The sequence below is a fragment of the Streptomyces sp. NPDC006872 genome (genome assembly GCF_040635845.1).
Taxonomy (GTDB): Bacteria; Actinomycetota; Actinomycetes; order Streptomycetales; family Streptomycetaceae; genus Streptomyces.
Genome location: NZ_JBEYIL010000007.1, coordinates 348,308 through 374,026, shown reverse-complemented (window position 1 = coordinate 374,026; position 25,719 = coordinate 348,308). Strand labels below are relative to the sequence as shown.

Sequence of the window (25,719 nt, the reverse complement as noted above, 5' to 3'; positions counted from 1 at the left end):
CGGAGTCCGAGGGACGTCGGACGCGGCCCGCCTAACCGGCGTCGCGCACCACGACCGGGTCGAGGACCGTGTCGATGGCCTGCATGAGGTCGGCCTCCAGCTTGACCCCTGCCGCCTTGACGTTCTCGGTGACCTGCTCGGGCCGGGAGGCGCCGATGATGGCGGCGGAGACGTTGGAGTTCTGCAGCACCCAGGCCACGGCCAGCTGGGCCAGGGACAGCCCGGCCTGCTCGGCGAGCGGCTTGAGCTGCTGGACCCGCTCCAGGACGTCGTCCCGCAGGAACCGGCCGACGAAGGTCGCGCCGCCCTTCTCGTCGGTGGCACGGCTGCCGGCCGGCAGCGGCGCGCCCGGCGCGTACTTGCCGGTCAGGACACCCTGGGCGATGGGCGACCAGACGATCTGCCCGAGCCCCAGCTCCTCGCAGGTCGGCACGACCTCGTCCTCGATCACCCGCCAGAGCATCGAGTACTGCGGCTGGCTGGAGACCAGCGGGATGCGCAGCTCCCGGGCGAGCGCGTGGGCGCTGCGGATCTGGTCGGCGGTCCACTCGGAGATGCCGATGTAGTGGGCCTTGCCGGAGTGGACCACGTCGGCGAACGCCTCCATGGTCTCCTCCAGCGGCACCGACGGGTCGTAGCGGTGCGCCTGGTACAGGTCGACGTACTCGGTCTGCAGCCGCCGGAGCGAGTTGTCGATCGACTCCATGATGTGCTTGCGGCCCAGGCCCTGGTCGTTGGGTCCCGGGCCCGTCGGGAAGAAGACCTTGGTGAAGATCTCCAGGCCCTCCCGCCGCTCGTCCTTCAGCGCCCGGCCGAGAACGGACTCGGCCCGGGTCTGCGCGTAGACGTCGGCGGTGTCGAAGGTGGTGATCCCCGCGTCGAGGGCGGCGCGCACACAGGCGAGCGCCGCGTCCTCCTCGACCTGGGAACCGTGGGTGAGCCAGTTGCCGTACGCGATCTCACTGATCGTCAGACCGCTGCGGCCGAGTTTGCGGAATTCCATGGTGCGACCCTACTTACGGTCCTGCTGTTGCGGCGATCGCCGGCTGAGAGCGATCCTCCGGGGCTGCGGGCTCAGACCGCGCCCACGGTCTCCGTCTTCTCCGAGGTCTGCGCCGTCTCCTCCTCGTCGTCGTGCTTGCCGGTGGCCTTGCGGCCGGGCAGCACGGCGATGACGATCACGGTTCCGACGGCCATGATGATCGCGCCGATCAGGCTGGTGTGGGCGATGGCGTGGGCGAAGGACTCCTGGACGGCGTCGACCAGGCTCTGGGCCTGCTGGGGGCCGCCGTTCGGATCCTTCGCGACCTGCTCGGCGACCGCCAGGCCGCCGCCCACCGAGTCCTTCGCGGTGTCCAGCGCGGCGGCCGGGAGGTGGCCGCCGACCAGGTCGGTCAGCTTGTCCTTGTAGGACGTGGCGAGAAGCGAACCGAGGATCGCGATGCCGAGGGAGGCGCCGAGTTCCAGCGCGGTGTCATTGGCGCCGCCGCCCACGCCCAGCTCGGACTCGGGGAAGGAGCCCATGATGGTGTCGGTGGCGGGGGCCAGGCTCAGGCCGATCGCGAAGCCGAGCATCAGCAGCGATGCGAGGAAGTCCGTGTACGTCGAGCCGGACTCGATCTGCGTGAGCAGGAACACGCCCGCCGTGCCGATCACCATGCCCGCGCCCACCACCGGCTTGACGCCCAGCTTCGGGGCCAGCCGCCCGGTCACCGCCGCGCCGACGAAGACCGCTCCGGCCAGCGGCAGCAGCCGTACGCCGGTCTCCAGGGCGTCGTAGCCGAGGACGAACTGCAGGAACTGGGTGGAGTAGTAGATCGAGCCGAAGGTGCCGAAGAAGAAGAACAGCACCGCGAGCATCGAGCCGCTGAAGGCGCGCTCGGTGAACTTGCGCACGTTCAGCATCGGGTTCGGGTGCTTCAACTCCCAGGCCACGAAGGCCAGCAGGCCCACGCCGGCGATCACGGCGGCGGTGATCGGGCCGGCGCCCCAGCCGAAGTGCGGGCCCTCGATGGTCGCGTAGACCAGGGAGCCGACCGAGACGATCGACAGCAGACCGCCGACGTAGTCGATGCGGCCCATGCCCTCGGCCTTGGAGGGCGGTACCAGCAGCAGCGCGCCGAGCACGCCGAGGACCGCGATGGGGGCGTTCATCAGGAAGGTGGAGCCCCAGGCGTGGTCCTGAAGCAGCCAGCCGGCGGCCAGCGGGCCGACGGCGATGGCGAGGCCGGAGGTGGCGCTCCAGGCGGTGATGGCCTTGGCGCGCTCGCCCTTCGGGAACATCGCCACCAGCAGAGACAGGGTGGCCGGCATGACCACCGCCGCGCCGACGCCCATGACCGCGCGGGCCGTGATGACCAGGGCGGTCTCGTCGACCAGGCCGCCCATCACCGAGCCGCCCGCGAAGATCAGCAGGCCCAGGACGAGCGCGCCGCGGCGGCTGTACTTGTCGCCGATCGAGCCCAGCACCAGCATCAGCGCGGCGTACGGGACGGTGTAGCCGTCGATGACCCACTGCAGGTCGCTGCTGGACAGACCCAGGTCCCGGGTCATGTCCGGCGCCGCCACGATCAGTGACGTGTTCGCCATGACGACGATCAGCAGGCTCAGGCAGAGCACCAGCAGGGCCCACCAGCGTCGCGGGTACGGCTCCGTCATCTTCTCGGCGGGTGTGTTCACAACGAGCGGCATCGCAGGACTCCTCAGGCCACGGCACTGCGGGCAGTTATTTGCCCACCGATGTGCAGGCTAGTTTATTGCCCGTCCGTGTGCAACTATCGAGCGATCCTCCCGCCCGTCGACCGGAGGCCCCGACATGACCAGCGCATACGTCACAGAAACCGCAGAAACCGCAGAGACTGCAGAGACCGCAGAGACCGCAGGACGCAGCCGGACCCGCCGCACGCGGGCCCGCATCATCGAGGCGGCCAGGCGGCAACTCGGCCGCGACCCCGACAGCAGCCTCACCGACATCGCCGAAGCCGCCGGCGTGGTGCGTCGCACTGTCTACGGCCACTTCAGCGGCAGGGCCGCGCTCGTGGAGGGGCTGGTGGAGGATGCCGCGCGGGCGCTGCGGCAAGCGGTCGCGGCCCGGGAGGATCCCGTGTCGGACGCCGTCACGGCGCTGGCGCGCTTCGTCCTCGCCGTGTGGCCCGTCGGTGATCGCTACCGCATGCTGCTCCGGCTCGCCCCTCAGGACCTGGGGCCCGAGCGGGTCGCCGAGATCCTCGCCCCCGCGCGCGACACGGCGGCGGCGATCATCGCGCAGGGGCAGCGGCAGGGCGTCTTCCAGACCGGCGTTCCGCCCGGCCCGCTGAGCCGGGCACTGGAGGGGCATCTGCTGGGGCTCCTGGAGTGCCTGAACGCCGGAACCTGGACCGACGACGGCACGCGCACCGCGACCGCCGCCCTGATCGCGATGGGCGTGGACGGCGACCTCGCCGTCACCTGTGTCCGAACGCTCGGCCGGCCCGAGCGCTTCGGCACCTAGATCTCAGACCCGCATCCCGACCCGCATCCCGACCCGCATCCCGAGCGCATCCCGAGCCCCCGAGAACGTCCCGAGCGCTTCCCGAAGAGAGCACCCATGTACGAGTCCCGGTCCCAGTCCCCGTCCTGGCCGCAGTCGTGGCCCCAGTCCGATGGCGAACTCCCCGACGAGCCGTACTACAGCGATGCCGTCCATGTGAGCCCGTCGGCCCCGAGGAGGCGGCGCCGGGTCATCGCCGCCGTGTCCCTCGCGGTGTTGCTGATCGGCGGCGGCGTCGTCGTCGACCGGGTCGCCGCGGCCCGTGCGGAAAGCCGTACGGCCGAGGCGTTCCAGGAGGGCATGGGAACCGTCGAGCGGCCTTCGGTGCACGTCAGCGGCTTCCCCGTGCTGACCCAGCTGGCCGACGGCACCCTGCGGCACGTCGACCTCACCGCCCATGACATTCCCGCCGACGGATCGACACGGCCCCTGCCGGTGACGAAGCTGACCGTCGGCCTCGACGATCTGAACACCTCGGGGAGCGCCGACGAGGCCCACGCCCGCAGCGTCGAGGCGACCGCGTTCCTTTCCTATGAGGACGTGTCCGCCGCGCTCGGCGTGGAGGTGTCGCAGGGCGACGAGCCGGGGCGGATCAATGCGACGGCCACTCTGCCGCTCGTCGGCGACGTGACCGTGAGTGCGGCCCTCTCCGCGGCGAGCGGCAACCGCATCGCCTTCGAGGGCGTCCGTGCCGTCCAGGGAGAGCTCATCCCTCCCCTGAAGGCGTTGCTGGACAAGGCTCTGGACGAGCCCGTCCCGCTGCGGAACATGCCCGAGGGGCTGGGTCTGAAGTCGGTCACGACCACGGGGGACGGGATCGACGCCGTCTTCGTCGGCCACTCGGTCACCTTCCGTCCGAGCACGCCGTCCACCGTGTAAGGGCGTGCGTCCCCGGAGGCCGGGGCTAGGCCGGGGCTAGGCCGGAGGTCAGGCGAGGTCAGGCGAGGTCGGGCAGGGGGCGCCGGGCGACCCCGTGGGCGTCGTCCGGCGGGACGCCCAGCATGCGCAGGACCATCTCGGCGAGGTTCACCGCGGCCTCGTCGCCGTCCAGGTCCGGGCGGGCGAACCGCAGTTCCACCAGGGACAGCAGGGTTCCGCCCAGGGCGGAGAGGGCGACGACCGGCTCGACGTCGGTGAAGCGGCCGGAGGCGATGCCGACCTGAAGATCGCGCAGCGCGCGGGTCGCCAGGCCGTTGTCCGAGTAGAGGTGGCCGAGGCCGCGCCGACGCAGCACCTGCATGAGCTCCGGGTGGGAGTCGGCCATGCGAGCGCTGAGCCGGAAGCCGGCCGCGACGAGTTCCGCGGGGTCGTCGATCCCGCTCAGCCGCTCGTCGAAGGTCTGGCCGAACTCCTCCAGGGCGTCCACCACCGCCGCCTCGAACAGCTCCGTCTTCGACTCGAAGTGGTTGTAGAAGGAGCCGAAGCCGACGTCGGCGCGCTCGGCGATGGCCTGGATGCTGGCGCCCGTGTCGCCGGTCTCGGCGAGGATCTGCCGGGCCGCGCGGACGAGCGCCCCGCGAGTCTCGGCGCGACGCCGTTCGAACCGGTTGCCGGGCAGGGCTGACGTAGGCATGCGCAGAGTGTAACCGCGTGACGATGGCGATAGCAGTCCTGATGAATTCATCATTTCCTGCCGCGAACATCTTGACGACGGAACTATCACACTTGATGATTCCCTCATTACGGCGATGTTGCTCGGAGGGCACCATGTCTGAAACCCGCGTCGACGGGGCCGATCCCAAGACGGCCCACCAGGACCTCCACAGCGAGCAGGGCGCCCTGCGCGGCGAGCATCCGGGCCGGTCCCGGAATCCCGTGATCAAGGTGGCGGACCTGGCCTGGCTGGAGTTCGAGAAGCCCGACCTGGACCGGGCCGAGGTCTTCGCCCGGGACTTCGGCTTCCAGATCGCCGCGCGCACCGAGCGGGAACTCTGGCTGCGGGGCACTTTCGCGGGCTCGCCGTGCATGGTGATCCGGCGCGGTCGTACGTCCCGTTTCATCGGCCCGGCGTTTCGCGCGGTCGAGCGGGCCGACCTGGACCGGCTGGCCCGCTCCACCGGTACCGACGTGCGGGACGCGGACGTGCCGGGCGGCGGCCGGGCGGTCGACCTGCTCGACCCGTCCGGCTTCCCGGTGCGCGTGGTGCACTGCGCCGCGACCCTGCCCGAACTGCCCGGACAGCGGCCGCTGCTGCTCAACTCCGGCGCCGATCACCGTCGTACGAATGCCGCCCAGCGCCCGCCCCGCGAGCCGTCCCGCATCCAGCGACTGGGTCATGTGGTGCTGGAGACACGGGTGTTCGCCCGCGCCCTGGACTGGTACCTGGACACCCTCGGGATGATCGTGTCCGACTTCCTGTTCCTCGACGGGCAGCGCGGTCGTGGTCCGACGATGGCCTTCGTCCGCTGCGACCTGGGCGGTGTGCCGGCCGACCACCACACGCTGGCCATGCACCTGGGGCCGGGCAACGGCTATGTCCACTCCGCGTACCAGGTCACCGACCTCGACTCGATCGCCGCCGGCGGCGAGTACCTGAACGAGCGCGGCTACCGGCGCAGTTGGGGCATCGGCCGGCACATCCAGGGCAGTCAGCTCTTCGACTACTGGCGCGACCCCGACCACTTCATGCTGGAGCACTTCGCCGACGGCGACCTGTTCTCCTGCGACGTCGAACCCGGCTGGGCGCCCATGTCGACCAGCGGCCTCGCCCAGTGGGGCCCGCCGGCCACCCGCGACTTCCTCGGCGCCACGCCTTCCCCCGCCCGACTCCGCGAGGTGCTGCACGCCCTGCGCGGCGACAACGAACTCGACCCCGCCCGTCTGCTGGGCCTGCTGAAAGCCGTGAACTCATGAGCATCAACGTCCTGCGCACCGGTGGGGGCACCTCCCGCTCGAGCGAAGCCGAGAGTGGGGGAGGTTGGTGGGTGGTGCGCGACGCGCGCGCCGTCCGTATAGACACCAAGGCCGTCACCACCGCCGAGCTGCTGGCCGACCGGGCCGCTGTCGGCGAGGCCGCCGGCTCCGGCGAGGCAGGCACCCCCGTCGCTGACTTGGCTGCCGTCTCCCCGGTCACCACGCCCTGCCGCGTGGTCGCCCAGATGGTCAACTACCGTAGCCACGCCCGTGATTCGGGCTTCACCGGCGACATCCCGCCCGCCTTCTTCCGCAAGGCGTCCGGCTCGGTCAGCGGCCCGGCGGAGGCCGTCGTCCGTCCCTCCCATGTGACGTTCCTCGACTACGAGATCGAGCTCGGTCTGGTCATGGGCGCGTCCCTGCCGATCGGCACCGTGGTCGAGGAGCGGGACCTGCCCTCGTACGTGGCCGGGCTGGTGATCACCAATGACGTCAGCGCCCGCGACGTCCAGCTGACGAAGACGCAGTTCTACGAGAGCAAGTCGTACCCGACCTTCACGCCCACCGGCCCGTATCTCACCCTGCTGGAGCCGGAGGAGTTCACCCGTCTCCTCGACCTGCGGCTGAAGTTGAGCGTCAACGGCGAACTGCGCCAGGACCGCACCCTCGCCGACATGATCGTCCGACCGGCCGAGGCGCTGACCCTGCTGGCCCGCTTCCAGACCCTCGCCCCCGGCGACCTGCTGCTCACCGGCACCCCGGGTGGCACGGCCCTCAAGGCCCCGCCCAAGCCGGTGGAGAAGATCGGCGCGCTGCTGCCGCCCGCCGTGAAGTGGAAGGCGTTCTTCAAGAGCCAGGCCCGCAACCCGCACTATCTGCACGCGGGAGACATGATCACGGCGACGATCTCGACCCCGGACGGTCGGATCGACCTCGGCGAGCAGTGCACACCCGTCGCGGACGCGAAGCAGGACCCGAGGTGAGCCGCACATGACCGCCGAACAGCACTCGTCGAACACATCCGAGGTACCGGTCATACCCGTCGTGATCATCGGCGCCGGGCCGGTGGGCGTGACCGCTGCCCTCCTCCTCGCCCGACGTGGAGTCCGCAGCCTCGTCCTGGAACGCCATCACGACGTCTATCCGCTCCCGCGCGCCCTCGTCGCCGACGACGAGGCGCGCAGGATCCTCCAGGCCGTCGGCGTCGGCGAGGAGTTCGCAGCGATGGCCCGCCCGGGCAACGGGCTGCGGCTGCTGGATGCCCGGCACCGGGTGATGGCCGAGTTCCGGCGCTCCGAGCACGGCCCGCACGGCTACCCGCAGACCAGCATGTTCGAGCAGCCCGCACTGGAGCGTGTGCTGCGCGACGCGCTGGCCCGGCGCCCGGAGTGCGAACTGCGCGGCGGGGCGGAGGTCACCGGCATCGAGCCGGACACCGAGGGCCCGGTGCGCGTGACCTACCGCGACGACGCCGGTGAGCATCACCTCCGGGCCGACGCGGTCCTCGGCTGCGACGGAGCGAACAGCCTCACCCGCGAGGCCATCGGAGCCGCCTGGGAGGACCTGCGCTTCGAGGAGCGCTGGACCGTCGTCGACGTGCGCACGACAGCCGACGTCCGCTGCTGGGAGGGGGTCGACCAGGTCTGCGACCCGGACCGGCCGGCGACGTTCATGCGCGTCGGAGCGGACAGCTACCGCTGGGAGTTCCGGCTGCGCGACGGGCAGGAGCAGCCGGTCCGCGAGCTGGTCGCGCCATGGCTGCCACGCTCGTACGACGGGGACTTCGAGGTCGTCCGCGAGTCGGCGTACACCTTCCGGGCGCGTATCGCCGACCGATGGCGCAGCGGACGGGTCTTCCTCCTCGGCGACGCCGCCCATCTCACCCCGCCGTTCATCGGCCAGGGGCTGTGCACCGGGCTGCGCGACGCCTACAACCTCACCTGGAAACTCGCCCGCGTACTCCGACAGGGCGGCGACGAACGGCTGTTGGACACCTACGAGAGCGAGCGCAAGCCGCACGCCCGGCATGTGATCCGGCTCGCGGTCGCCATGGGCTGGGCCATGACCGGCGGCCAGGACGGCGCCGCCGCACTGCGCCGCAGACTCCTGGCCGTGGCCTGCCGCATACCCGGACTGACCACGGCGGCCGGCGGAAACCTCAGCCCGCCCCTGACGGCAGGGCCGCTCGTACGGCGCGGTATCCGCCGCGGTCTCGTGGGCACCCACTGTCCGCAACCCTGGGTCGACGCCGACGGACGGCCCACCCGCCTCGACGAACTGCTCGGCGACGCCTTCACCGTCCTGACCGCCGCCGAACCCTCGCCCTCGCTGCGCGCGCTCGCCCACGGGCTCGGCGTCCGGGCGGTCTCCGTGAGCGGACTCGGCGACGACGGCACGCTCGCCGCCTGGCTGCGCGCCGGCCGGGCGGCCGCCGTACTGCTGCGCCCCGACCGCGTGGTCATGGACCTGGTCCCCGCCGGGGGCCGTGACTTCACGGACACCGCGGCCTGGGCGGCCCTTCTGCACACCGCGCGCAGCCCCTTTCCTTCCCCACCGACAGTCGAGAAGAGCCCGCTGAGGAGCGCCGCACGATGACGAGGCCGGACCCCTTCACGATGCCCGACGCACAGGCCGTCGAAGGCAGCCGCATCATGGACTTCGCCCGCCGTGCCGGGCTCGACGGCACCGACTACGCCGCCCTGCACCGCTGGTCGGTCACCGACCTGGAGGGCTTCTGGAGCGCGGTGTGGGAGTACTTCGGCGTCGACGCGGACGCCCCGTACGAGCGGGTGCTGGAGGAGGAACGGATGCTGGGCGCCCGGTGGTTCCCCGGCGCCACCCTCAACTACGCCCACCACGCCCTGCGGAACCTCGCGGACGACGACGCGGCGATCGTCGCCCTCGACGAGACGGGCTCCGGGTACGAGGTGACCGGGCGGCGGCTGCGCTCCCAGGTCGCCTCCGTCGCCGCCACCCTGCGCGACCTGGGCGTCGGCGAGGGCGACCGGGTCGTCGGGTACCTGCCCAACACCCCGCACGCCGTCGTCGCGTTCCTGGCCGCCGCGAGCCTGGGCGCCGTCTGGTCGGTGTGCGGGCAGGACTACGCGCCCAGGGCGGCCGCCGACCGGTTCGCCCAGCTCGAGCCGACCGTCCTGGTCGCCGCCGACGGCTACCTCTTCAACGGCGCCGCCCACGACCGCCGTGCCGCCGCCCTCGAACTGGCCCATGCGCTGCCCACCCTGAAGGCGACGCTGCTGGTCGGCCACGTGGGGCTGCCCTGGCCGTCGCGGGCGTACCCGTCGCCGGCCGTCCCCTGGGAGGACGCGGCCGGCCGCACCGAGGAACTCGTCTGCACACCGGTGCCGTTCGACCACCCCCTGTGGGTCGTCTTCTCCTCCGGGACCACCGGCCTGCCCAAAGGCATCGTCCACGGCCACGGCGGAGTCGTGCTGGAGCACCTCAAGACCCTGGGCCTGCACTCGGACCTGGGCCCCGGCGATCGTCTCCTCTGGTACACCACCACGCACTGGATGATGTGGAACCTGGTCGCCTCCACGCTGCTGACCGGCGCGACCACCTGCACCTACGACGGCAGCCCGGCGCCCCTCGCCCGCCCCGGCATCCTCTGGGAACTGGCGGCCCGCCACCGCGTCACCGTCTTCGGCACCAGCCCCCAATACCTGCTCGGCATGGCCAAGTTCGACATCGACCCGTCCGTGCACGACCTGTCGTCCGTCCGCGTCGTCGGCTGCACCGGCTCCGCCCTGCCCGCCTCCGCCTACCCCTGGGTCCGCGACCATGTCGGCGACCGCGTCCTGCTCGCCTCCATCAGCGGCGGCACCGACATCGTCTCGGGCTTCGCGGGCAGTGCGCCCAACACCCCTGTCTGGGCCGGTGAGTTGTCGGCGCCCCACCTGGGGGTGGCGCTCGCCGCGTACGACCCCGAGGGGCGCCCGGTGGTGGACAGGGTGGGCGAGCTGGTCGTCACCCGCCCCATGCCCTCCATGCCGCTGCGCTTCTGGAACGACCCCGACGGCAGCCGCTACCGCGACGCCTACTTCTCCTCCTACCCCGGCATCTGGCGCCACGGCGACTGGATCACCGTCACGGGACACGGCTCGGTCGTCGTCCACGGCCGCTCCGACAGCACGCTGAACCGCAACGGCGTCCGCCTCGGCAGCGCCGACGTCCACGAGGTCGTCGAACGCCTCCCGGAGATCGCCGAGGCCCTGGTCATCGGCGCGGAGGAGCCCGACGGCGGCTACTGGATGCCCCTGTTCGTCGTCCCCGCGGCCGGGGTGGCCCTGGACGACGCTCTCCGGGAGAAGATCCGCGACGCCGTCCGGACCGGCGCCTCGCCCCGCCACGTCCCGGACGAGATCCTCGAAGTGCCGGGGATCCCGCACACCCGCACCGGCAAGAAGCTGGAGGTCCCGGTCAAACGCCTGCTCCAGGGCGCCCCGGTCGACCAGGTCGTCGACCCGGCCGCCGTGGACGCTCCCGAGCTCGTCGACCACTACGCCCGCCTGGGCGCCGAACGCCGGGCCGGCTCGGCATGACCACCGCACAGATCACCCTGCTACTGCTTGGCCCTCACCAGCCCGGCGTCGTACGCCATGATCACCGCCTGGACGCGGTCGCGCGCCCCGATCTTGGCGAGGACCCGTCCGACGTGCTTCTTCACCGTGGACTCGGTGAGGACGAGCCGTTCGGCGATCTCCGTGTTCGTCCAGCCCTGGCCGACGGCCACCAGGACCTCGCGCTCGCGGTCGCTGAGGGCCCGCAGCCGGGGATCCTCCGGGGCGGGGGCGCCGGCCGGCGCCAGTACCTGGTGGGCGTAGGCGTCCAGCAGACGGCGGGTCAGCCGGGGGGCGACGACGGCGTCGCCGGTCGCGACCGCGTGGATGCCGGCCACGAGCTCCTCCGGACGGGCGTCCTTGAGCAGGAAGCCGCTGGCTCCGGCCCGCAGGCCGTCGTACGCGTACTCGTCCAGATCGAACGTGGTCACGATGAGCACGCGGGTGCGGCCCCCGGCGGCGATGATGCGACGGGTGGCCTCGATGCCGTCCATGCCGGGCATCCGGATGTCCATGAGGACGACGTCGGGACGCAGTTGCGCGGCCAGCCGGACGGCCTCGGCGCCGTGCTCGGCCTCGCCCACCGCCTCCAGTCCGGGCGTGCCCTCGATGAGCATGCGGACGCCCATGCGCTGCAGGGGCTGGTCGTCGGCGATCAGCACGGTGGTCATGGCAGCTGGTCTCGCTGTTCTCCCGGCGCCGACGGGGACGACGCGGTCGGGGCGGCGGGCGTGGAAGGGCCGGACGGGGCGGAGGGCGTGGCAGGGCCGGACGGGGCGAAGGGGGCGGAGGGTGCGTCGAGTGCGACGTCCACGAGCCAGCCGTGGCCGGTGTCGCGCGGGCCGACGACGACGGTGCCGCCGTACATGGCGGCGCGCTGGCGGATGCCGACGAGGCCGTGGCCGGGGCCGTCGTCGTGGTCGTCGTCGCGGTCGTCCTGCGTCGTCGGCGTCGCGCGCGAGGGCGCTCCCGGCGGGGCGCCGCTGTCGGCGACCCGGATCCGCACCTGCCCGGCCTCGACGGCGATCACGACCTCGGCGGTCGTGCCGGTCCCCGCGTGCTTGAGCGTGTTGGTCAGCGACTCCTGGACGATGCGGTACACGGTGAGCTGCACGCCGTCGCTCAGCGCGTCCAGGTCGCCCACGGTCCGGTAGGTCACCGGCAGTCCCGCCGCCCGCACCCGCGCCACCAGGGGATCCAGATCGCGGATCCCCGGCTGGGGGCTGAGCAGCCGTTCGTCCTCCGGTTCCTCGCGCAGGACGCCCAGCACCCGGCGCAGTTCGCTCATCGCCTGGCGGCCGGTGTCGCCGAGGATGCGCAGGGCCTCCGCGGACCGCTCGCCCCGGTGGGCGGCGAGGGTCGCGGCGCCGTCGGCGACGCTCACCATGACGGAGAGGTTGTGGCCGACGATGTCGTGCATCTCGCGCGCGACCCGGGACCGCTCGGCGGCGGCGGTGAGCCGGACCCGCTGCTCCTGCTCGATCTCCAGCCGCCTGGCCCGGTCCTCCAGGGCCGCCAGGTACATCCCGCGGATGCGGAGGGTCAGACCGAGGGTGACGGCCGCCGTCGCCGTGCCCAGCATGAAGAAGCTGCCGAGCAGCGGACGCTCGATCGGGACCAGGACGAACACGGCCAGCAGCAGTTCGACGGCGGTCAGCGCGGCGGCCCAGCCCAGCACCCGGAGCGAACCCTTCCGGGCCAGCGTGTACAGGGCGATGAGGGCCGAGAGACCGGTCGGCAGCCAGATGCCCAGCGACCACTGGACGACCGACACCAGCGCGATCACGAAGTACGTGACGGCCGGCGCCCTGCGCCGCCACCACAGCGGAACGACGAGCGCGGCGACGAACGCGTACAGGACGCCGGCCGGCACCTGGGCACGGGCGTCCGCGTCCCTGAAGGGAGAGTCGCCGTCGCCCCAGATCAGGTTGGGCACGGTGACGGCGACGACGAACAGCACCACCGCCGTGTCGAGCAGCCACGGATGCCGGCGGTCCAGCCGCTGCCGACGGCTCCGGTCGCGCAGCAGACGTCCCAGCAGCGGGTGCGCCCACGCGGCGTCGAACGCGGGGGACGGCCGGTCGGCCGTCCCCCGGCCGGTGTCCGCCGGGGCTCCCGCACGGTGCGCAATCATGGACGCCATTGTCCTCGCGCCCAGGTCAGACGTCGGTCCGGACGAGCCGGAAGGCCGCCCCCGCGAGGGTCAGCGCCACCCAGCCGGCGAAGACCGCCAGGCCGGCCCCGGGGGAGAGGGCGTCCGAGGACTGGTGGAGGGCGTAGACGGCCGACCCCGCGTTGCTGGGGAAATAGGGGCTGAGCGTGTCGTACCAGGAGTCCGGCAGCAGCGAGGCCAGGCCGGGGAGGATGAGCAGGACGCCGACCAGGGCCGCGATGGCTCCCGCGGAGGAGCGGATCAGCACGCCCAGGGCCACGCCGAACACCGCCACCAGACCGAGGTAGACACCGGCGCCGGCCAGGCTGCGCAGCACACCGTCGTCGCCCAGGGAGAGCGAGATGCTCTCGCCGTCCAGGCCCGGAGCGCCCAGCAGGAAGGCGGCCAGCGCGCCGACGGTGGTCAGGACCAGGGCGATGGGACCGATCACGGCGGCCTTGGACCACAGGACGGGCAGTCGGCGCGGCACCGCGGCGAGGGTGGAGCGGATCATGCCGGTGGTGTACTCGCCCGCGGACAGCAGCACCCCGAGGACGCCGATGGCCAGCGAGGCGAAGGTCACGCCGGTCAGGGCCAGACTGACGGCGTCGCTGTCGCCGCCGCCTCCCGGGCCGGGCGGCCCGTTCGTGCCGACGGCGTCGGGGCTGTAGGTGTAGCTGGCGATCGCCCCGAAGAGGATCAGCAGGACGACGGCGACACCCAGCGTGATCCAACTGGAGCGCAGCGACCAGAACTTGGCCCACTCCGAGCGCAGCACCCGGACGCCGGTCACCTTGTAGGGCGTAGTGCGGGCAGGAGCGGTGTCGGGGGCAGGGACGGGGGCAAGGCCGGTGACGGTCATCAGGCTGCCTTTCGCTCGGTGCTGTCGGCCGGAGCGCTCTGGTACTCGACGGCGTCGCGGGTGAGGTCCATGAACGCCTCCTCCAGGGAGACGGACTGCGGGGTGAGCTCGTACAGCGCCACTCCGTGCTGGGCGGCGATCGCGCCGATCTCCCGGGCGTCCCGTCCGCTGACCAGCAGTTCCTCGGCGGAGGAGGAACTGATCGCGACGCCCGGGCCGGCCAGCAGCGCACGCAGTCTCACGGCCTCGGCGGTGGCGACCTTCACGCCCCCGCCGCCGGCCTCCCGGGTGAAGTCGTCGACGGTGGTGTCCGCGAGCAGTCGGCCGCGTCCGATGATCACCAGATGGTCGGCGATCAGCGCGGTCTCGCTCATCAGGTGCGAGGAGAGCATCACAGCCCGGCCCTCGTCGGCCAGCCCGCGCAGCAGGTTGCGCACCCACAGCACGCCTTCCGGGTCAAGGCCGTTGACCGGTTCGTCGAGCATGACGATCGCCGGATCGCCGAGCAGCGCCGAGGCGATGCCGAGCCGCTGCCCCATGCCGAGCGAGAAGGCGCCGACGCGCTTGCCGGCCACGCTGGTCAGCCCGGCCAGCTCGATGACCTCGTCCACCCGGCGCCGCGGAATGCCGTGCGTGTACGCGAGCCCCATCAGATGGCTGAACGCGCTGCGCCCGGGGTGCACGGACTTGGCCTCCAGCAGGGTGCCGATCTCGTGCAGCGGCGCGGAGTGCCGGGCGTAGGAGCGCCCGTTGACGGTGACCGAGCCCTTGGTGGGGGAGTCCAGCCCGACGATCATCCGCATGGTCGTGGACTTGCCCGCACCGTTGGGCCCGAGGAAGCCGGTCACCTCACCGGGCTTGACGGTGAAGCTCAGCTTGTCGACGACCGTCTTGTCGCCGTACCGCTTCGTCAGCTCACGCGCTTCGATCATGGGAGGGCCTGGCCTTTCCTGCCTGGGACTCGGCCGCGGAGTGCGCCGCGGTGCCTGCCCTCGAAACTACGAGCGCCGGGGGCCCGGGCCCTGGGACCGGAGGGGAATCTTCGCCGCCCGGGTGGTACCGCGGTACCACTCGCGTCCGTGGTCGCGTCATCCTCGGGTCGCACAGAGATCGCACAGAGATCGAACGGACCTGCAGACAGGTCGGATGCAGGTCGCATCCGGGTGGCTTCCGCGGGGCCCTGGGTCGCCCTCGTGGCGAAGATCCGCCAGAATGGACGCCCGTTCGTCCGTACCGAACCACCGAGGTTTTCCGTGACCCACTCCGTGGCCCGCGAGCCGCAGCGGCGCAATTCGCGGTCCAACCGGGCTCGCATCCTGGCCACGGCACGTCAGGAGCTCGGCCGGAATCCGGACGTCACCCTGGAGGAGATCGCACGGGCCTCCGGCGTCGTACGGCGCACCCTCTTCGGTCACTTTCCCGGACGGGCGGCGCTGTTGGAGGCGCTCGCGGAGGAGGCGTCCGAGGCGCTGCGCGCCGTGCTGGCGGTCGCGGCGCGTCCCGAGGACCCGGCCGAGCGGGCGCTCGCGCACTTCGTGTACTCGATATGGCCCGTGGGGGACCGCTACCGGCTGCTGCTCGCCCTCGCCCAGCGCGACCTCGGCATCGAGCGGGTGGCCGACATCCTCGCCCCCGCCCGCGACGAGGTCACGGCCATCCTGGCGCGGGGCCAGCGCACCGGCGTCTTCCACACCCAGCTGCCGCCCGCCGTGCTGAGCGCCGGGCTGGAGGGCATGCACATCGCGCTGCTGGAGGAGGTCAACACCGGCGCGCTGGAGGACGACGGGACGCGGACGGCCGTCGCCACGCTCGTGGCGGCGGGTGTGCCGGAGGGACGAGCCCGGGCCGTGGTCGACGACGTCCTGTCGGCGGCGGGTGTGGGGCAGGACGCCGGTGCCGAGGCCGGCGCGGGCACAGAAGACTGAGGCGACCGAGCGGCCCGGGTAACCGGGCTGCCCGATCGCGTCCATCCCGCACGGGGAGCGCTCAGCCGCGTTCGCCCGACGCGTCGACGATCTCCGTGGAGACGCGGGTCGCCGTGCCGATCACCGTGCCCTTCGCGACGAACGGTCCGCCGGAGGCCTTGCCGCCCACGTAGTAGTCCAGACCGGCCACCCACCGGACGCCCCGATAGGCGTAGGTGTCCGGATCCAGCAGGACCTGGATGGCGTTGGCTGCGAAGGATTCGTCGCGGAAGTTGCCGTCGATGCCGATGGCGAGGACGGTCCGGCCGTCGCTGTCCGTCACCTCGACCGGCTCGGTCACCCCGTCCAGGCCCATGATGATCCGGTAGATCGTGTGCGCCTTGTCGGGCGGCAGGACGGTGCTTGCGGAGAGGATCTCCAGGATCTCGTTGAAGTCGCGCTGTGCCTGGGTCAGCCGCGAGGCGTCGACCACCCGGGTGGGGATGGACTTCTTCAGGATCATCCGCAGGGCGGCGTCGGGGTCGTCGGGGAGCGCGGCCACGAGGGTGTCCGTGTCCTGGGGTGAGAGCATCTCGGCGCTGCCACCGACGGCGATATGCCGTGGGGCGTCGGGGCCGGTCTGTTTCGAACTCGGAAGCGTGAATTTTTCGCCGTCGTAGCGGATCCACCGTGTGGTGTCCAATTGCCTCGTCGGCGTGGGGGCGCACGGGTTCCCGGGGTTGGGTGACAGGGCGAGGAAGCCGACCTCGCTGTACATGTCGCCGCTGCTGACGGACAGGCACGACCAAGCGTCGAACTGGACGTTCTGATACACCCACTGGTTCGGCCGGGTCGAGGAGGCGGACCCAGGCGTCGTCGGCGAAGAGTGGTCCGGTCGCAGGGGCAGCGTGGACAGTGACACCGCGGCCACCACCGCGGCGACCGCGCCCAGGGTCCTGAGCCGTCGGCCGGTGCGGGATCCGGCGCGCAAGCCGATGCGGAAGCCGAAGAGGGAGCGCCGGGGCTCGGCGATCTCGTCCAGCAGCCGCTGCCGGGCGGGGGTGAGCCGGGCGTGGTCGGGTACGGGAGCGTCGGCCCGCAGGGACCGCACCGCTGTCATCTCATCCATGGCCGATCATCTCCGCGACGTCGTGTACGAGGGTGGGGTCGACTCCGCCGAGGGCGTGGCGGACCTTCTTGCGGGCCCGGTTCAGGCGCGAGCGCACCGTGCCCACCGGGATGGACAGCGCCTCGGCGACCTCCTGGTAGCCGAGGTCGGCCCAGGCGATCAGCAGCAGGACGTCCCGGTCGCCCCGGGACAGCCCGGCGAGCGCCCCGGCCAGCGGGCCCTGCACCGCGTGGGCGGTGACCCGGCTGTCGCTCCGGTCGGTCCAGGAGGCCGCCACCGGGTCGAGACCGGTGCGGGCGAGCGCCCTGAGGGCCCGGACCTCGGCACGGCGCTGCTTGCCGATGAGGTTCGCGGCGATGCCGTACAGCCAGGGACGGGCGTCGGGCCGGTCGAGGTCGTAGTGCTTGCGTATGCGGAACGCGCTCAGGAACGTGTCGGCGGTGATGTCCTCGGCCGCCTCATCGCCCAGCCGGCGGGCCGCGTACCGGTGGATCACGGCCGCGTGACGCCGGTAGAGCTCGCCGAAGAGCTCCGGTCGGTCCAGGGAGTCGGCGATGAGGCAGGCGTCGTCATCGGGTCTGGCGGGTGGGCTGTTCACACGGTCTCCGTGTCTGCCGTCGATGGGTGTCACCTCGTCGACGGGGTGACACCCCTCATTACCCGCAGCCGCCGAAAGGGTTCACGGGCGGGCGGGACGGGCCAGGGAGACGGCCGGTCAGTCGAAGGCGGCGGGCTGCGGCTGCGGCGGTGTCAGCGGCTCGCGCTGCGGCTCGGCCGCCGCGTCCGGTTCGGCTCCTGCGCCCGGTTCGGCTCCTGCGCCCGGCTCGGGCTCCGCGCTCGGTTCGGCCTCCGCGCCCGGTCCGGGCTCCGCTTCCGTGGTCGCGCCCGGCAGCAGACCGCTCAGGGCGGCGCACTGCTCGGGGCCCATGACGTGGGCCAGCGCCTCGGTGACCGTCTCGGCGAGCGCGCCGGACGCCTCCCGCAGCAGACGGCGGGCCTTGTCCGTGAGGGCGACCTCGACGCCGCGCTTGTCGCCGCAGACCGCCTTACGAGTGACGAGACCGGCGTGCTGAAGGCAGGCGATCTGGTAGGTCAGACGGGTCTTGGGGCGGCCCAGCAGCTCCGCGACGCGGGTCATGCGCAGGCCCTCCCGGGGCTGCTCCGCCAGCAGGCACAGGATCAGGAACTCGTCGTGCGAGACGTCCAGCCGCTCCTTGACCACCGAACGCAGCCGCTGCTCCACCGCCCCCGTCGCGGCCAGCAGCAGCATCCAGCCGCGCAGCTCGGGTGGCAGCAGGCCGGTGCCCGCACTCTGCGCGGACGGGCAAGGGGGCAGCTCGACGGGGGTGTCTGCGGGGTCTGCCATAGCTCCGAGTGTATCCGTAGTCCAAATTTGCATGACCTTGCGAGATTTGGTTGTTCAGATTTGGATTACCGGCTAGCGTGGTCCTTCAGCAGTGTCATCCAAATTTGGACCATTGATCGCATCACTGATCGCATCACTGATCGCACCACCAAGGAGAACCGCCATGACCGTCGCCGTCGAAACCGGACTGTGGAAGCTCGACGCGGGCGCCTCGACCGTCGCCCTGAAGCACAAGACGATGTGGGGCCTGGTCACCGTCAAGGGCGTGTTCACCGGCGTCGGCGGCGCGGGCGAGGTGGGAGCCGACGGGGCCGCCACCGGCACGCTGACCCTGGACGCGGCCTCCCTCGACACGAAGAACGCCAAGCGGGACACGCATCTGCGCGGCGCGGACTTCTTCGACGCCGACAACCACCCCGAGATCACCTTCGCGGTGCGCACCGCCGAGCTCGGCGCCGACAGGGCCGTGAAGGTGTCCGGTCAGCTGACCGTGCGCGGCATCAGCCGACCGCAGTCCTTCACCGCGCGACTGACCCAGGCGGACTCCGACGCGGTCACCCTGGACGCCGAATTCACCGTGGACCGCGACCAGTTCGGCCTGGGCTGGAACCAGATGGGCATGATCCGCGGTCTGACCACCGTCACCACCACGCTCCGCTTCACGCGCGCCACGACTGCCTGACGGCCGGTCACTTCGTATGCGGTGACTGTTACTTGACGCAGACGCACAGTCAGCCAGTCAGCCAGTCAGCCAGTCAGCGAGACGGCGTACGTGACGCCGCGCGCAGCGCAGGCCCCACGTCCGCACTCGACAGCGTCTGCGGCGTCGCCGTGAAGGCCCGCAGCCTGATCCGCACACCCGGGCGAGGCAGGCGGAACACCCCTGCGGGCGGCCGGAGTTCATAGACGGCCGTGGTGTGGGCGGAGAGGATGCGGGGGCCCTTCGCGATCGTCCAGTACGAGTCCATGCCCTGGCCGGTGGTGAGCGTGAAGTGGGGCGCGAGGTCGCTGTCACCGGTGTTCTCCACCCGAAGTGTCATCGACGCCACGGCAGTTGACGCGGTGGTCGTCGCGGTGGTCTGTGCGGTGGGCGACGTGGCATGCCGGACCGACGTGATGCGCATGTCCAGCGGGGGTGTCCCCGTCGCCGCCGCCGTCGCGCTCGCCAGGGCCGGGACGACGACCAGCACGGCCGCGGCGATCCGCGCCGGACGCCGACGCGCGCCCGCCGACCACCGAGGGCGCGGCTGCCAGGCCCCGGCGAACTCCGACAGGGGCGCGGTGACCGCGGCCGCCAGCCACAGCGGCGTCATCATCAGGTAGTAACCGTCCTGCGAGCGTGTCGCCAGGAAGAAGGCACACCAGGGCAGCACGGCGGCCGCCGGACCGAGCCGCCGCACGAACAGCACGAACAGCGCCAGCAGCCCCGCCGCGAGCAGCATGCTCGCGTGGCCGTACCAGTCGAGCCGGTCGCTGCCGTCCGTGAGGTACAGCGAGATGCCCACCAGGCCCTGGCCATGGATCACCGCGCCCTGGGTGAGCGGCAGCGCGATCCCGCCGAGCCAGGTCCCGGGCTCCCGCACGATGAAGTACGTGTTGATCAGCAGCCATACGGTGCCGGCGACCCCGGCGAGGCGCAGGAGCACGCCCGCCGCGCCCCGTGGGCCCAGCTCACCGCGGCGCACCGCGTAGAGCCCTGCCAGCAGGAACGGCGTCACGAACCAGGGAAGCTGCTGTGCGGCGCACGCCGCGCCCAGGCACGCGGCCCGCGCGATCCCGGCCCCGCCGAGCCGCCCGCCCCGCCCGATCCGAGGCCAGCGCACCGTCACGGGGATCAGCAGCGCCAGCGCCAGGATCGCCGGGTAGCCCTGCCGTCCGTACATCGGCAGGAACGAGAAGCCGAGGCACGCCATCGTCGCCGCCGGCCGCCACGGCGTCGGCAGCATCCGCCACAGCACCACGGCGCCGACGACGAGCGCGCCGGTGGCCATCGCCGTCGCCGGGGCGCCGCCGTGCCCGATCCACAGCAGCGGCGCGGTCAGCAGCGGGGCCAGCGGGGGATAGCCGTACGTGTAGTCGTAGCCGCCGTCCATCGTCGGGGTGAGCGCGATGCCGTGGCCGAAGAGCCAGGGCCAGGGCTGTCCGTAGACGGGGTCGCCCGCGACGAGCGCCCGGGCGGCCTGGGTGGTGAGGACCGCTTCGTCGCCGCCCTTGTGGTTCATCGCCCACGCGCACAGCACGAGCGTCACACCGGTCGCCAGCACACACAGGTCGACGCGGGCCAGTGCGCGACCCCGCCGGACCACCAGGGCGAGCACACCGCAGACGAGGATCGACGCGTAACAGACCGATATGACCGCGGCCACGGCGAGGCGGTGACCGGCCGCCTGCGACCAGATCGTGCGGGTGCCGATGAAGAGGCTGACGGCGGCGAGCAGCGTCAGGACGCGATGCCACTGCTCGGGAGGTCCGTCGCCGGCGGACACCGCCGGGGCCGGCTTTCGGTCGGGTGTCACCAGCGGTGCTTCTGCCAAGTACACGGTTTCGCAACGTAATCGGGGCTGGTGAACGAGGTGCGCTCGGACGTGAAGATTCCGGTGTGGCGGGGGTAAGAGACGACTGCGCGACATCCGAAGCGGTGGCGGTCCGTGTCGCTGTTGGGCCGAACGGGTGACTTGGCGTAAGAATTGGCTGGTGCAGGCATTGAAGGCGAGTCAGTTCGGGGGGTGCCGGTGAACCGTTACGACGTCACCGATGAACAGTGGGAAGGGCTCGCTCAGGTAGTTCCGTTGCGCGGCCGGGACGCGTGGCCGTCGGCGGTGGACCATCGCTCGCTGCCCGCCGACGAGACGGAGAGTCGGCGCCGCTTCGTCGTGCTGCGGGTCAACGTCTTCGCGGACGCCCGCGAGGTCGCCGAGACACTGATGGCGGGCATCCCGGTGCTGCTCGACCTGACGGGCGCGGAGACCGACACCGCCAAGCGAGTCCTGGACTTCTCCACCGGAGTCGTCTTCGGCCTGGCCAGCGGTATGCACCGGGTCGACCGCAACGTCTTCCTGCTGACCCCACCGGGCACAGAGGTGAGCGGGATCATGGAGGGGGCGGGGGCTCCGAGGGTCTGAGGCAGCGGGGCGGCGGGGCTGCGGGCGACGTTCCCGGCCGGACTGCCGCCGGGCCGGCGTCGGTGCGTCATCGGGCCGGCATCGGGCCGGCACAGGACGGGCGTCGGACCGCCGCTGGGCAGGCAGCGCGACCGGCTCGGCGCGCCGGGTACGCCGGGACCGGCCGACTGGCGCGGTCGGTTCGCCGGGACCGGCTGGCGTGCGAGATCGCCGCGCGTCGCCGCGGTGGGCGGCCGCCGTGACCGGTTCGCTGAGGCGGGCTCGTCGTGGGCCGGCTCGTCGGGGCCGACCCGTCCTGGTCCGTTCGTCGCGGACGGCTCTCCGCGACCCGTTGGCCAAGGGACCGGCTCGTCCTGGTCGCCCGATCGTAGGAAGCTTGCCCGGGCGGAACGGTTCGGCTGGCGGCGGAGTCCTACGGTCCGGATATGCCCTCGCCGTTCGCCTCTTCCGCGCCCTTACCCCAACCCCCCACCACGCCCGACGGCGCGCCGCCCGGGGACGCCTCGCCCACCGTGCCCGCCTCGCCCACCGTGCCCGCCCAGGCGGCCTCCGTGGAGGAACAACGGGCCTCGCCCGCGGCCGGCGTGCCCCGCGCGACGCCCGCGCAGCTGCGGTACGTCCGGCCCTGCGTCACCGAACTGCGGCTCTCCGCCTTCGCGGCGCACCTGCGTGCCCGGTTCTCCCTGGGCGCCGTCACGCTGTTCGTCGGTGCCAGCGGGAGCGGCAAGAGCAGCGCGCTGCGGGCGTACGAGGCGTTGGCGCGGCTCGGGGGCGGGGCCCCGCTCGGTGAGGTGTTCGCCGATCCGGTCGCCTGTGTGCCTCAGGGCGCGCGGCCCGACGCCCAGCGCCGCCGGGGGTTCCGTATCGGGTGCACGGCGGACGGACCCGGCGGGCCGGTCCGGCTCGACGTCGCCGTACAGGCCGAACCCGAGCTGCGCATCGTGGGGGAGCGGCTGAGCGCGGGAGGCGTCGTGCTGCTGGAGACGGCCCTGCGCGATCCCGGACGGCGCTCGGTGCAGGCCGCCTGGCACACGGGCGGCCCCTCCCCGGTGACCCGCGCTCCGCTGCCCGACGACCGGCTCGGCACCGCGCTGCTGCCGCTGCGCGTGGCCGGCAAGACCGACGGACAGCGGCAGGTGCTCGCCGCCGCCGAACAGATGGTGGTCGCCCTGCGGTCCGTGTTCGCCTGCGATCCGCAGCCCGACTGGATGGGTGCCCCAGTCCCCACCGGCACCGGCCGACTGCTCGCCGGCTGCGACAACCTCGCCGACGTGCTCTGGCGCACCCGCGAGGAGTGCGGACGGCGGCACGCGCAACTGGTGGCCGCGCTGGCCGCCGGCTCCGGCGGATCCGCCCGGCCCGCCGGCCCGGTCGTGGACCTGCGCGCCGAGCCGCTGACCGACGGCACGGTCCGCGCGCTGCTCCACCGGGCCGACGGCACCGGCACGGAACTCGCCCGGCTGGGATACGGCGAACTGCGCTACGTGGCCCTCGCGCTGGTGCTGCTCACCGGCCCGGGCGTCCTCGACGTGGACCCGGCCGGCGAGGTGCCCGCCGCGATGCAGACCCTCACCCTGCTCGCCGACGGCCTCGACCGGGGCCTCGACGCGACGCAGCACGCCGAACTGCTGCGACTGGCGGTCCGGATGGCCGAGCGCGGGCACATCCGCTGCGTCGGCGCGGTCAGCGACGGCTCGTTCGCCGCCCGGACGGACGGAGTGACGGTGGTACACCTGGGGTCGTGACAGAACAACACCTCGACGTGGCGAAGCTGCAGCGCAGGCTGGCCGAGTTCGCGGCCGCGCGGAACTGGCAGCCCTTCCACACGCCCAAGAACCTCGTCGCCGCGCTGAGCGTGGAGGCGTCCGAACTGGTCGAGATCTTCCAGTGGTTGACGCCGGAGGAGTCGGCCCGGGTGATGGACGACCCCGACACCGCCCACCGGGTGACGGACGAGGTCGCCGACGTGCTCGCCTATCTGCTGCAACTGTGCGAGGTGCTCGGGATCGATCCGCTGGCGGCGCTGGACGCGAAGATCGACCGCAACGAGCGCAGATTCCCGGCGCCGTAGCGGCACATCGTTCAGGAGCCATGGTTCAGGAGCCGTCGTTCAGGAGCCGTCGTTCAGGAGTCGGACGATCCGTTTTCACTCTCCGGAGTCAATAGGCGGACCGAAATCGATTTGTTGTCCACAGATTTCGGTCTTCCTCTGGCTTTTCGCCCCACAGACCCTCACTCTGGGTAGTGGACAAGGGTGTTCGGGCGGACGTGCGAGCAGCACGTCGGGACAGACGGGGGCGGCGCATGGACGCGGTGCGGCTCATCCTGACGAGCAGGCGCGCGCTCGCGGGCAGCAGCCAGGCGACGGAGATACTCACGGAGGTGTGGCAGGCGCAGGCCCTGGCGCAGGCGATCGGCAGTCGTCTCGCCGTCTCGGGCCCGCCCGAACTGCGCGGCGAGGCACTGGGACTGACCGAGCTGGCGGGCCGAGGCTGCGGTGTGCTGGGCGCGCCGGACCTCGACCCCACGGACCTGCTCGCGGCCCGACTCACCGAGCTGGACGACGCCCGCCGGGCCCTCATCGACCTGGGCGGTCTGCTGGGCGAGGTAGGCATCGCCCTGGTCGGCCTGGCCAGCTCGGCGGACGACCAGGGCACGTACTGGAAGTGCATGGAGGCCATCGACGCGGCCGACGAATCCAGAGACCGAGTCCTGGAAATGCTGCGCAAACTGACCGCGAGAGAGGAACGAGAACAGAGAGAGGCCGCCGTACCGGAGAGATGAGGCGAGCCGACGCCGGAGCGCTGAGGGTGTCCGCTTGCGGTCAGATTGCGGTGCCCTCGTCTCTTGGCGTCCGCTGAGGAACGCCGGTCCCGGTCGACTGGAAATCCGCGTCCAGCGCCGACAGATCCGCGTTCAACGCCGCCATCAGCTCCTCCATCTGCTGCAACAACCCCTTCGGCTGGGCTGCGTAGGCCCCGCCCTGCTGCGGCACGGTCTCTTCGGACATGACGGCCTCCTCGGCCCTGGCCCCCCGTGAGGAGGGCCGATGCGGGTGAGTCCCGGCGCTGACCGGCCGGGCACGGGCGCCGGGCGGTCCGGCTCCGCCCCGGCCAACGATCACCGCGAGGGCGGGTCACTGGCCCGGGCAACCCCCCACGCACGGCATGCGCCTTTTTCACCCGCCCGGGGAGGCGCGGGAGCCGGGGGACCGGTGGGGTTGACGGGGCGGCCGGAGTGGACGGCATGCAGGATGGAGGCATGGATCTTCGTATCTTCACCGAGCCCCAGCAGGGGGCGACCTACGACACCCTCCTCACCGTGGCCAAGGCCACCGAGGACCTCGGGTTCGACGCCTTCTTCCGGTCCGACCACTATCTGAAGATGGGCGATGTCAGCGGGCTCCCGGGCCCCACCGACGCCTGGATCACACTCGCCGGCCTCGCCCGCGAGACCAAGCGCATACGCCTCGGCACACTGATGACGGCCGGCACCTTCCGGCTGCCCGGCGTCCTCGCCATCCAGGTCGCGCAGGTGGACCAGATGTCCGGCGGACGCGTCGAACTCGGCCTGGGCGCGGGCTGGTTCGAGGAGGAGCACACGGCGTACGGCATCCCCTTCCCCAAGGAGAAGATCGGCCGCCTGGAGGAGCAGCTGGAGATCGTCACGGGCCTGTGGGCCACGGAGCTCGGCAAGACCTTCGACTTCCACGGGTCGTACTACGACCTCACCGACTCGCCCGCGCTGCCCAAGCCCGCGCAGGCGAAGATCCCGGTGCTGATCGGCGGCAACGGCGCGACCCGCACGCCGCGACTGGCCGCCCGGTTCGCCGACGAGTTCAACATGCCCTTCGGCTCGGTCGAGGACAGTGAACGCCAGTTCGGCCGGGTGCGGGCCGCCGCGGAGGAGATCGGCCGTGAAGCCGACGCGATCACTCTCTCCAACGCCCTCGTCGTCTGCGTCGGCAAGGACGACCAGGAGCTCGCCCGGCGCGCCGCCACGATCGGCCGCGAGGTCGACGAGCTGAAGACCAACGGGCTGGCCGGCTCCCCCGCCGAGGTCGTCGACAAGATCGGCCGCTACGCCGAGGTCGGCTCCCGGCGGATCTACCTCCAGCTCCTCGACCTGCACGACCTGGACCACCTGGAACTGATCTCCGCCCAGGTGCAGACGCAACTGTCCTGAGACGAGGCCGGCGTCTTGAGGCGAGTTCGACGTCTTGAGA

24 protein-coding genes and 1 pseudogene are annotated in these 25,719 nt (G+C 72.1%); 13 read left to right on the top strand and 12 right to left on the bottom strand.

Annotated features, from left to right (window positions below; genetic code table 11):
- Nucleotides 1-31 precede the first annotated feature (31 nt).
- Nucleotides 32-1,003 (bottom strand): aldo/keto reductase family protein, encoded by a 972-nt coding sequence (locus ABZ725_RS22795; protein ID WP_358804417.1) that lies wholly within the window; start codon nucleotides 1,001-1,003, stop codon nucleotides 32-34.
- A 71-nt stretch (nucleotides 1,004-1,074) separates the two neighbouring features.
- Complete coding sequence (locus tag ABZ725_RS22790) at nucleotides 1,075-2,691, bottom strand: MFS transporter (RefSeq protein ID WP_358804416.1); 1,617 nt, start codon at nucleotides 2,689-2,691, stop codon at nucleotides 1,075-1,077.
- A 124-nt stretch (nucleotides 2,692-2,815) separates the two neighbouring features.
- Here ABZ725_RS22790 and ABZ725_RS22785 point away from each other — a divergent pair, with 124 nt between their 5' ends.
- Complete coding sequence (locus ABZ725_RS22785) at nucleotides 2,816-3,490, top strand: TetR/AcrR family transcriptional regulator (RefSeq protein ID WP_358804415.1); 675 nt, start codon at nucleotides 2,816-2,818, stop codon at nucleotides 3,488-3,490.
- A 96-nt stretch (nucleotides 3,491-3,586) separates the two neighbouring features.
- Nucleotides 3,587-4,408, top strand: a complete 822-nt coding sequence (locus tag ABZ725_RS22780; RefSeq protein ID WP_358804414.1) for a DUF2993 domain-containing protein — start codon at nucleotides 3,587-3,589, stop codon at nucleotides 4,406-4,408.
- A gap of 58 nt (nucleotides 4,409-4,466) precedes the next feature.
- Here the strand turns inward: ABZ725_RS22780 and ABZ725_RS22775 are convergent, their stop codons facing one another.
- Nucleotides 4,467-5,102 carry a TetR/AcrR family transcriptional regulator gene (locus ABZ725_RS22775; protein ID WP_358804413.1) on the bottom strand — a complete coding sequence of 212 codons (636 nt, stop codon included), beginning with the start codon at nucleotides 5,100-5,102 and terminating at the stop codon, nucleotides 4,467-4,469.
- 134 nt (nucleotides 5,103-5,236) lie between these two features.
- Between ABZ725_RS22775 and ABZ725_RS22770 the strand changes: the two genes are divergently transcribed.
- Genes ABZ725_RS22770 through ABZ725_RS22755 form a run of 4 tightly spaced genes read left to right on the top strand, consistent with a single transcriptional unit; the run spans nucleotide 5,237 to nucleotide 10,941 of the window.
- Nucleotides 5,237-6,382 (top strand): VOC family protein, encoded by a 1,146-nt coding sequence (locus ABZ725_RS22770; RefSeq protein WP_358804412.1) that lies wholly within the window; start codon nucleotides 5,237-5,239, stop codon nucleotides 6,380-6,382.
- Nucleotides 6,379-7,365, top strand: coding sequence for a fumarylacetoacetate hydrolase family protein (locus ABZ725_RS22765; protein ID WP_358804411.1), 987 nt, complete (start codon nucleotides 6,379-6,381; stop codon nucleotides 7,363-7,365). The genes ABZ725_RS22770 and ABZ725_RS22765 overlap by 4 nt, the downstream gene beginning before the upstream one ends.
- 7 nt (nucleotides 7,366-7,372) lie before the next feature.
- A complete protein-coding gene (locus ABZ725_RS22760; protein ID WP_358804410.1) occupies nucleotides 7,373-8,977 on the top strand; it encodes a bifunctional 3-(3-hydroxy-phenyl)propionate/3-hydroxycinnamic acid hydroxylase in 1,605 nt (534 codons plus the stop codon).
- On the top strand, nucleotides 8,974-10,941 hold the full coding sequence (locus ABZ725_RS22755) for an acetoacetate--CoA ligase (protein ID WP_358804409.1): 1,968 nt from the start codon (nucleotides 8,974-8,976) through the stop codon (nucleotides 10,939-10,941). The genes ABZ725_RS22760 and ABZ725_RS22755 overlap by 4 nt, the downstream gene beginning before the upstream one ends.
- Nucleotides 10,942-10,961: 20 nt before the next feature.
- Here ABZ725_RS22755 and ABZ725_RS22750 read toward each other — a convergent pair whose 3' ends face one another.
- Genes ABZ725_RS22750 through ABZ725_RS22735 form a run of 4 tightly spaced genes read right to left on the bottom strand, consistent with a single transcriptional unit; the run spans nucleotide 10,962 to nucleotide 14,905 of the window.
- The gene (locus ABZ725_RS22750) at nucleotides 10,962-11,630 is read right to left on the bottom strand and encodes a response regulator transcription factor (RefSeq protein ID WP_358804408.1); all 669 of its coding nucleotides are present in this window, start codon (nucleotides 11,628-11,630) and stop codon (nucleotides 10,962-10,964) included.
- Entirely contained in the window at nucleotides 11,627-13,093 is a 1,467-nt protein-coding gene (locus ABZ725_RS22745; RefSeq protein ID WP_358804407.1) for a sensor histidine kinase, read from the bottom strand. The genes ABZ725_RS22750 and ABZ725_RS22745 overlap by 4 nt, the downstream gene beginning before the upstream one ends.
- Nucleotides 13,094-13,118: 25 nt before the next feature.
- A complete protein-coding gene (locus tag ABZ725_RS22740; protein ID WP_358804406.1) occupies nucleotides 13,119-13,973 on the bottom strand; it encodes an ABC transporter permease in 855 nt (284 codons plus the stop codon).
- Nucleotides 13,973-14,905, bottom strand: coding sequence for an ATP-binding cassette domain-containing protein (locus tag ABZ725_RS22735; protein ID WP_358804405.1), 933 nt, complete (start codon nucleotides 14,903-14,905; stop codon nucleotides 13,973-13,975). The genes ABZ725_RS22740 and ABZ725_RS22735 overlap by 1 nt, the downstream gene beginning before the upstream one ends.
- A gap of 321 nt (nucleotides 14,906-15,226) precedes the next feature.
- Here ABZ725_RS22735 and ABZ725_RS22730 point away from each other — a divergent pair, with 321 nt between their 5' ends.
- Nucleotides 15,227-15,898, top strand: a complete 672-nt coding sequence (locus ABZ725_RS22730; RefSeq protein ID WP_358804404.1) for a TetR family transcriptional regulator — start codon at nucleotides 15,227-15,229, stop codon at nucleotides 15,896-15,898.
- A 61-nt stretch (nucleotides 15,899-15,959) separates the two neighbouring features.
- On the opposite strand, the gene ABZ725_RS22725 is transcribed toward ABZ725_RS22730, so the two are convergent.
- From ABZ725_RS22725 to ABZ725_RS22715, 3 genes and pseudogenes are all read right to left on the bottom strand, one after another.
- Complete coding sequence (locus ABZ725_RS22725) at nucleotides 15,960-17,006, bottom strand: hypothetical protein (RefSeq protein WP_358804403.1); 1,047 nt, start codon at nucleotides 17,004-17,006, stop codon at nucleotides 15,960-15,962.
- Nucleotides 16,999-17,604 carry an RNA polymerase sigma factor gene (locus ABZ725_RS22720; RefSeq protein ID WP_351906901.1) on the bottom strand — a complete coding sequence of 202 codons (606 nt, stop codon included), beginning with the start codon at nucleotides 17,602-17,604 and terminating at the stop codon, nucleotides 16,999-17,001. Before ABZ725_RS22720 ends, ABZ725_RS22725 begins: the two co-directional genes overlap by 8 nt.
- 288 nt (nucleotides 17,605-17,892) lie before the next feature.
- Nucleotides 17,893-18,372 (bottom strand): annotated as a pseudogene (locus ABZ725_RS22715) (MarR family transcriptional regulator); the annotation flags it as partial.
- Nucleotides 18,373-18,535: 163 nt separating this feature from the next.
- On the opposite strand from ABZ725_RS22715, the gene ABZ725_RS22710 reads away from it, so the two are divergent.
- A complete protein-coding gene (locus ABZ725_RS22710) occupies nucleotides 18,536-19,054 on the top strand; it encodes a YceI family protein (RefSeq protein ID WP_358804402.1) in 519 nt (172 codons plus the stop codon).
- Between the two features lie 73 nt (nucleotides 19,055-19,127).
- Here ABZ725_RS22710 and ABZ725_RS22705 read toward each other — a convergent pair whose 3' ends face one another.
- The gene (locus ABZ725_RS22705; protein ID WP_358804537.1) at nucleotides 19,128-20,858 is read right to left on the bottom strand and encodes a hypothetical protein; all 1,731 of its coding nucleotides are present in this window, start codon (nucleotides 20,856-20,858) and stop codon (nucleotides 19,128-19,130) included.
- Between the two features lie 240 nt (nucleotides 20,859-21,098).
- On the opposite strand from ABZ725_RS22705, the gene ABZ725_RS22700 reads away from it, so the two are divergent.
- The 4 genes from ABZ725_RS22700 to ABZ725_RS22685 all read left to right on the top strand — a co-directional run bounded on the left by ABZ725_RS22700 (nucleotide 21,099) and on the right by ABZ725_RS22685 (nucleotide 24,278).
- Nucleotides 21,099-21,494 (top strand): cell division protein SepF, encoded by a 396-nt coding sequence (locus tag ABZ725_RS22700; protein WP_358804401.1) that lies wholly within the window; start codon nucleotides 21,099-21,101, stop codon nucleotides 21,492-21,494.
- A 425-nt stretch (nucleotides 21,495-21,919) separates the two neighbouring features.
- Nucleotides 21,920-23,239 carry an ATP-binding protein gene (locus tag ABZ725_RS22695; protein ID WP_358804400.1) on the top strand — a complete coding sequence of 440 codons (1,320 nt, stop codon included), beginning with the start codon at nucleotides 21,920-21,922 and terminating at the stop codon, nucleotides 23,237-23,239.
- Nucleotides 23,236-23,565, top strand: coding sequence for a nucleotide pyrophosphohydrolase (locus tag ABZ725_RS22690; protein ID WP_319343301.1), 330 nt, complete (start codon nucleotides 23,236-23,238; stop codon nucleotides 23,563-23,565). Before ABZ725_RS22695 ends, ABZ725_RS22690 begins: the two co-directional genes overlap by 4 nt.
- 233 nt (nucleotides 23,566-23,798) lie before the next feature.
- Nucleotides 23,799-24,278 (top strand): DUF6099 family protein, encoded by a 480-nt coding sequence (locus ABZ725_RS22685; protein WP_358804399.1) that lies wholly within the window; start codon nucleotides 23,799-23,801, stop codon nucleotides 24,276-24,278.
- A gap of 40 nt (nucleotides 24,279-24,318) precedes the next feature.
- Here the strand turns inward: ABZ725_RS22685 and ABZ725_RS22680 are convergent, their stop codons facing one another.
- On the bottom strand, nucleotides 24,319-24,504 hold the full coding sequence (locus tag ABZ725_RS22680) for a hypothetical protein (RefSeq protein ID WP_358804398.1): 186 nt from the start codon (nucleotides 24,502-24,504) through the stop codon (nucleotides 24,319-24,321).
- Nucleotides 24,505-24,755: 251 nt separating this feature from the next.
- Between ABZ725_RS22680 and ABZ725_RS22675 the strand changes: the two genes are divergently transcribed.
- Nucleotides 24,756-25,679 carry an LLM class F420-dependent oxidoreductase gene (locus ABZ725_RS22675; RefSeq protein ID WP_358804397.1) on the top strand — a complete coding sequence of 308 codons (924 nt, stop codon included), beginning with the start codon at nucleotides 24,756-24,758 and terminating at the stop codon, nucleotides 25,677-25,679.
- Nucleotides 25,680-25,719: the final 40 nt, after the last annotated feature.

Excerpts from the sequence above, each read along its gene's own strand:
- ABZ725_RS22795 (WP_358804417.1), bottom strand. The coding sequence starts at position 1,003 with ATGGAATTCCGCAAACTCGGCCGCAGCGGTCTGACGATCAGTGAGATC.
- ABZ725_RS22790 (WP_358804416.1), bottom strand. The coding sequence starts at position 2,691 with ATGCCGCTCGTTGTGAACACACCCGCCGAGAAGATGACGGAGCCGTAC.
- ABZ725_RS22785 (WP_358804415.1), top strand. The coding sequence starts at position 2,816 with ATGACCAGCGCATACGTCACAGAAACCGCAGAAACCGCAGAGACTGCA.
- ABZ725_RS22780 (WP_358804414.1), top strand. The coding sequence starts at position 3,587 with ATGTACGAGTCCCGGTCCCAGTCCCCGTCCTGGCCGCAGTCGTGGCCC.
- ABZ725_RS22775 (WP_358804413.1), bottom strand. The coding sequence starts at position 5,102 with ATGCCTACGTCAGCCCTGCCCGGCAACCGGTTCGAACGGCGTCGCGCC.
- ABZ725_RS22770 (WP_358804412.1), top strand. The coding sequence starts at position 5,237 with ATGTCTGAAACCCGCGTCGACGGGGCCGATCCCAAGACGGCCCACCAG.
- ABZ725_RS22765 (WP_358804411.1), top strand. The coding sequence starts at position 6,379 with ATGAGCATCAACGTCCTGCGCACCGGTGGGGGCACCTCCCGCTCGAGC.
- ABZ725_RS22760 (WP_358804410.1), top strand. The coding sequence starts at position 7,373 with ATGACCGCCGAACAGCACTCGTCGAACACATCCGAGGTACCGGTCATA.
- ABZ725_RS22755 (WP_358804409.1), top strand. The coding sequence starts at position 8,974 with ATGACGAGGCCGGACCCCTTCACGATGCCCGACGCACAGGCCGTCGAA.
- ABZ725_RS22750 (WP_358804408.1), bottom strand. The coding sequence starts at position 11,630 with ATGACCACCGTGCTGATCGCCGACGACCAGCCCCTGCAGCGCATGGGC.
- ABZ725_RS22745 (WP_358804407.1), bottom strand. The coding sequence starts at position 13,093 with ATGATTGCGCACCGTGCGGGAGCCCCGGCGGACACCGGCCGGGGGACG.
- ABZ725_RS22740 (WP_358804406.1), bottom strand. The coding sequence starts at position 13,973 with ATGACCGTCACCGGCCTTGCCCCCGTCCCTGCCCCCGACACCGCTCCT.
- ABZ725_RS22735 (WP_358804405.1), bottom strand. The coding sequence starts at position 14,905 with ATGATCGAAGCGCGTGAGCTGACGAAGCGGTACGGCGACAAGACGGTC.
- ABZ725_RS22725 (WP_358804403.1), bottom strand. The coding sequence starts at position 17,006 with ATGGATGAGATGACAGCGGTGCGGTCCCTGCGGGCCGACGCTCCCGTA.
- ABZ725_RS22710 (WP_358804402.1), top strand. The coding sequence starts at position 18,536 with ATGACCGTCGCCGTCGAAACCGGACTGTGGAAGCTCGACGCGGGCGCC.
- ABZ725_RS22695 (WP_358804400.1), top strand. The coding sequence starts at position 21,920 with ATGCCCTCGCCGTTCGCCTCTTCCGCGCCCTTACCCCAACCCCCCACC.
- ABZ725_RS22685 (WP_358804399.1), top strand. The coding sequence starts at position 23,799 with ATGGACGCGGTGCGGCTCATCCTGACGAGCAGGCGCGCGCTCGCGGGC.
- ABZ725_RS22680 (WP_358804398.1), bottom strand. The coding sequence starts at position 24,504 with ATGTCCGAAGAGACCGTGCCGCAGCAGGGCGGGGCCTACGCAGCCCAG.
- ABZ725_RS22675 (WP_358804397.1), top strand. The coding sequence starts at position 24,756 with ATGGATCTTCGTATCTTCACCGAGCCCCAGCAGGGGGCGACCTACGAC.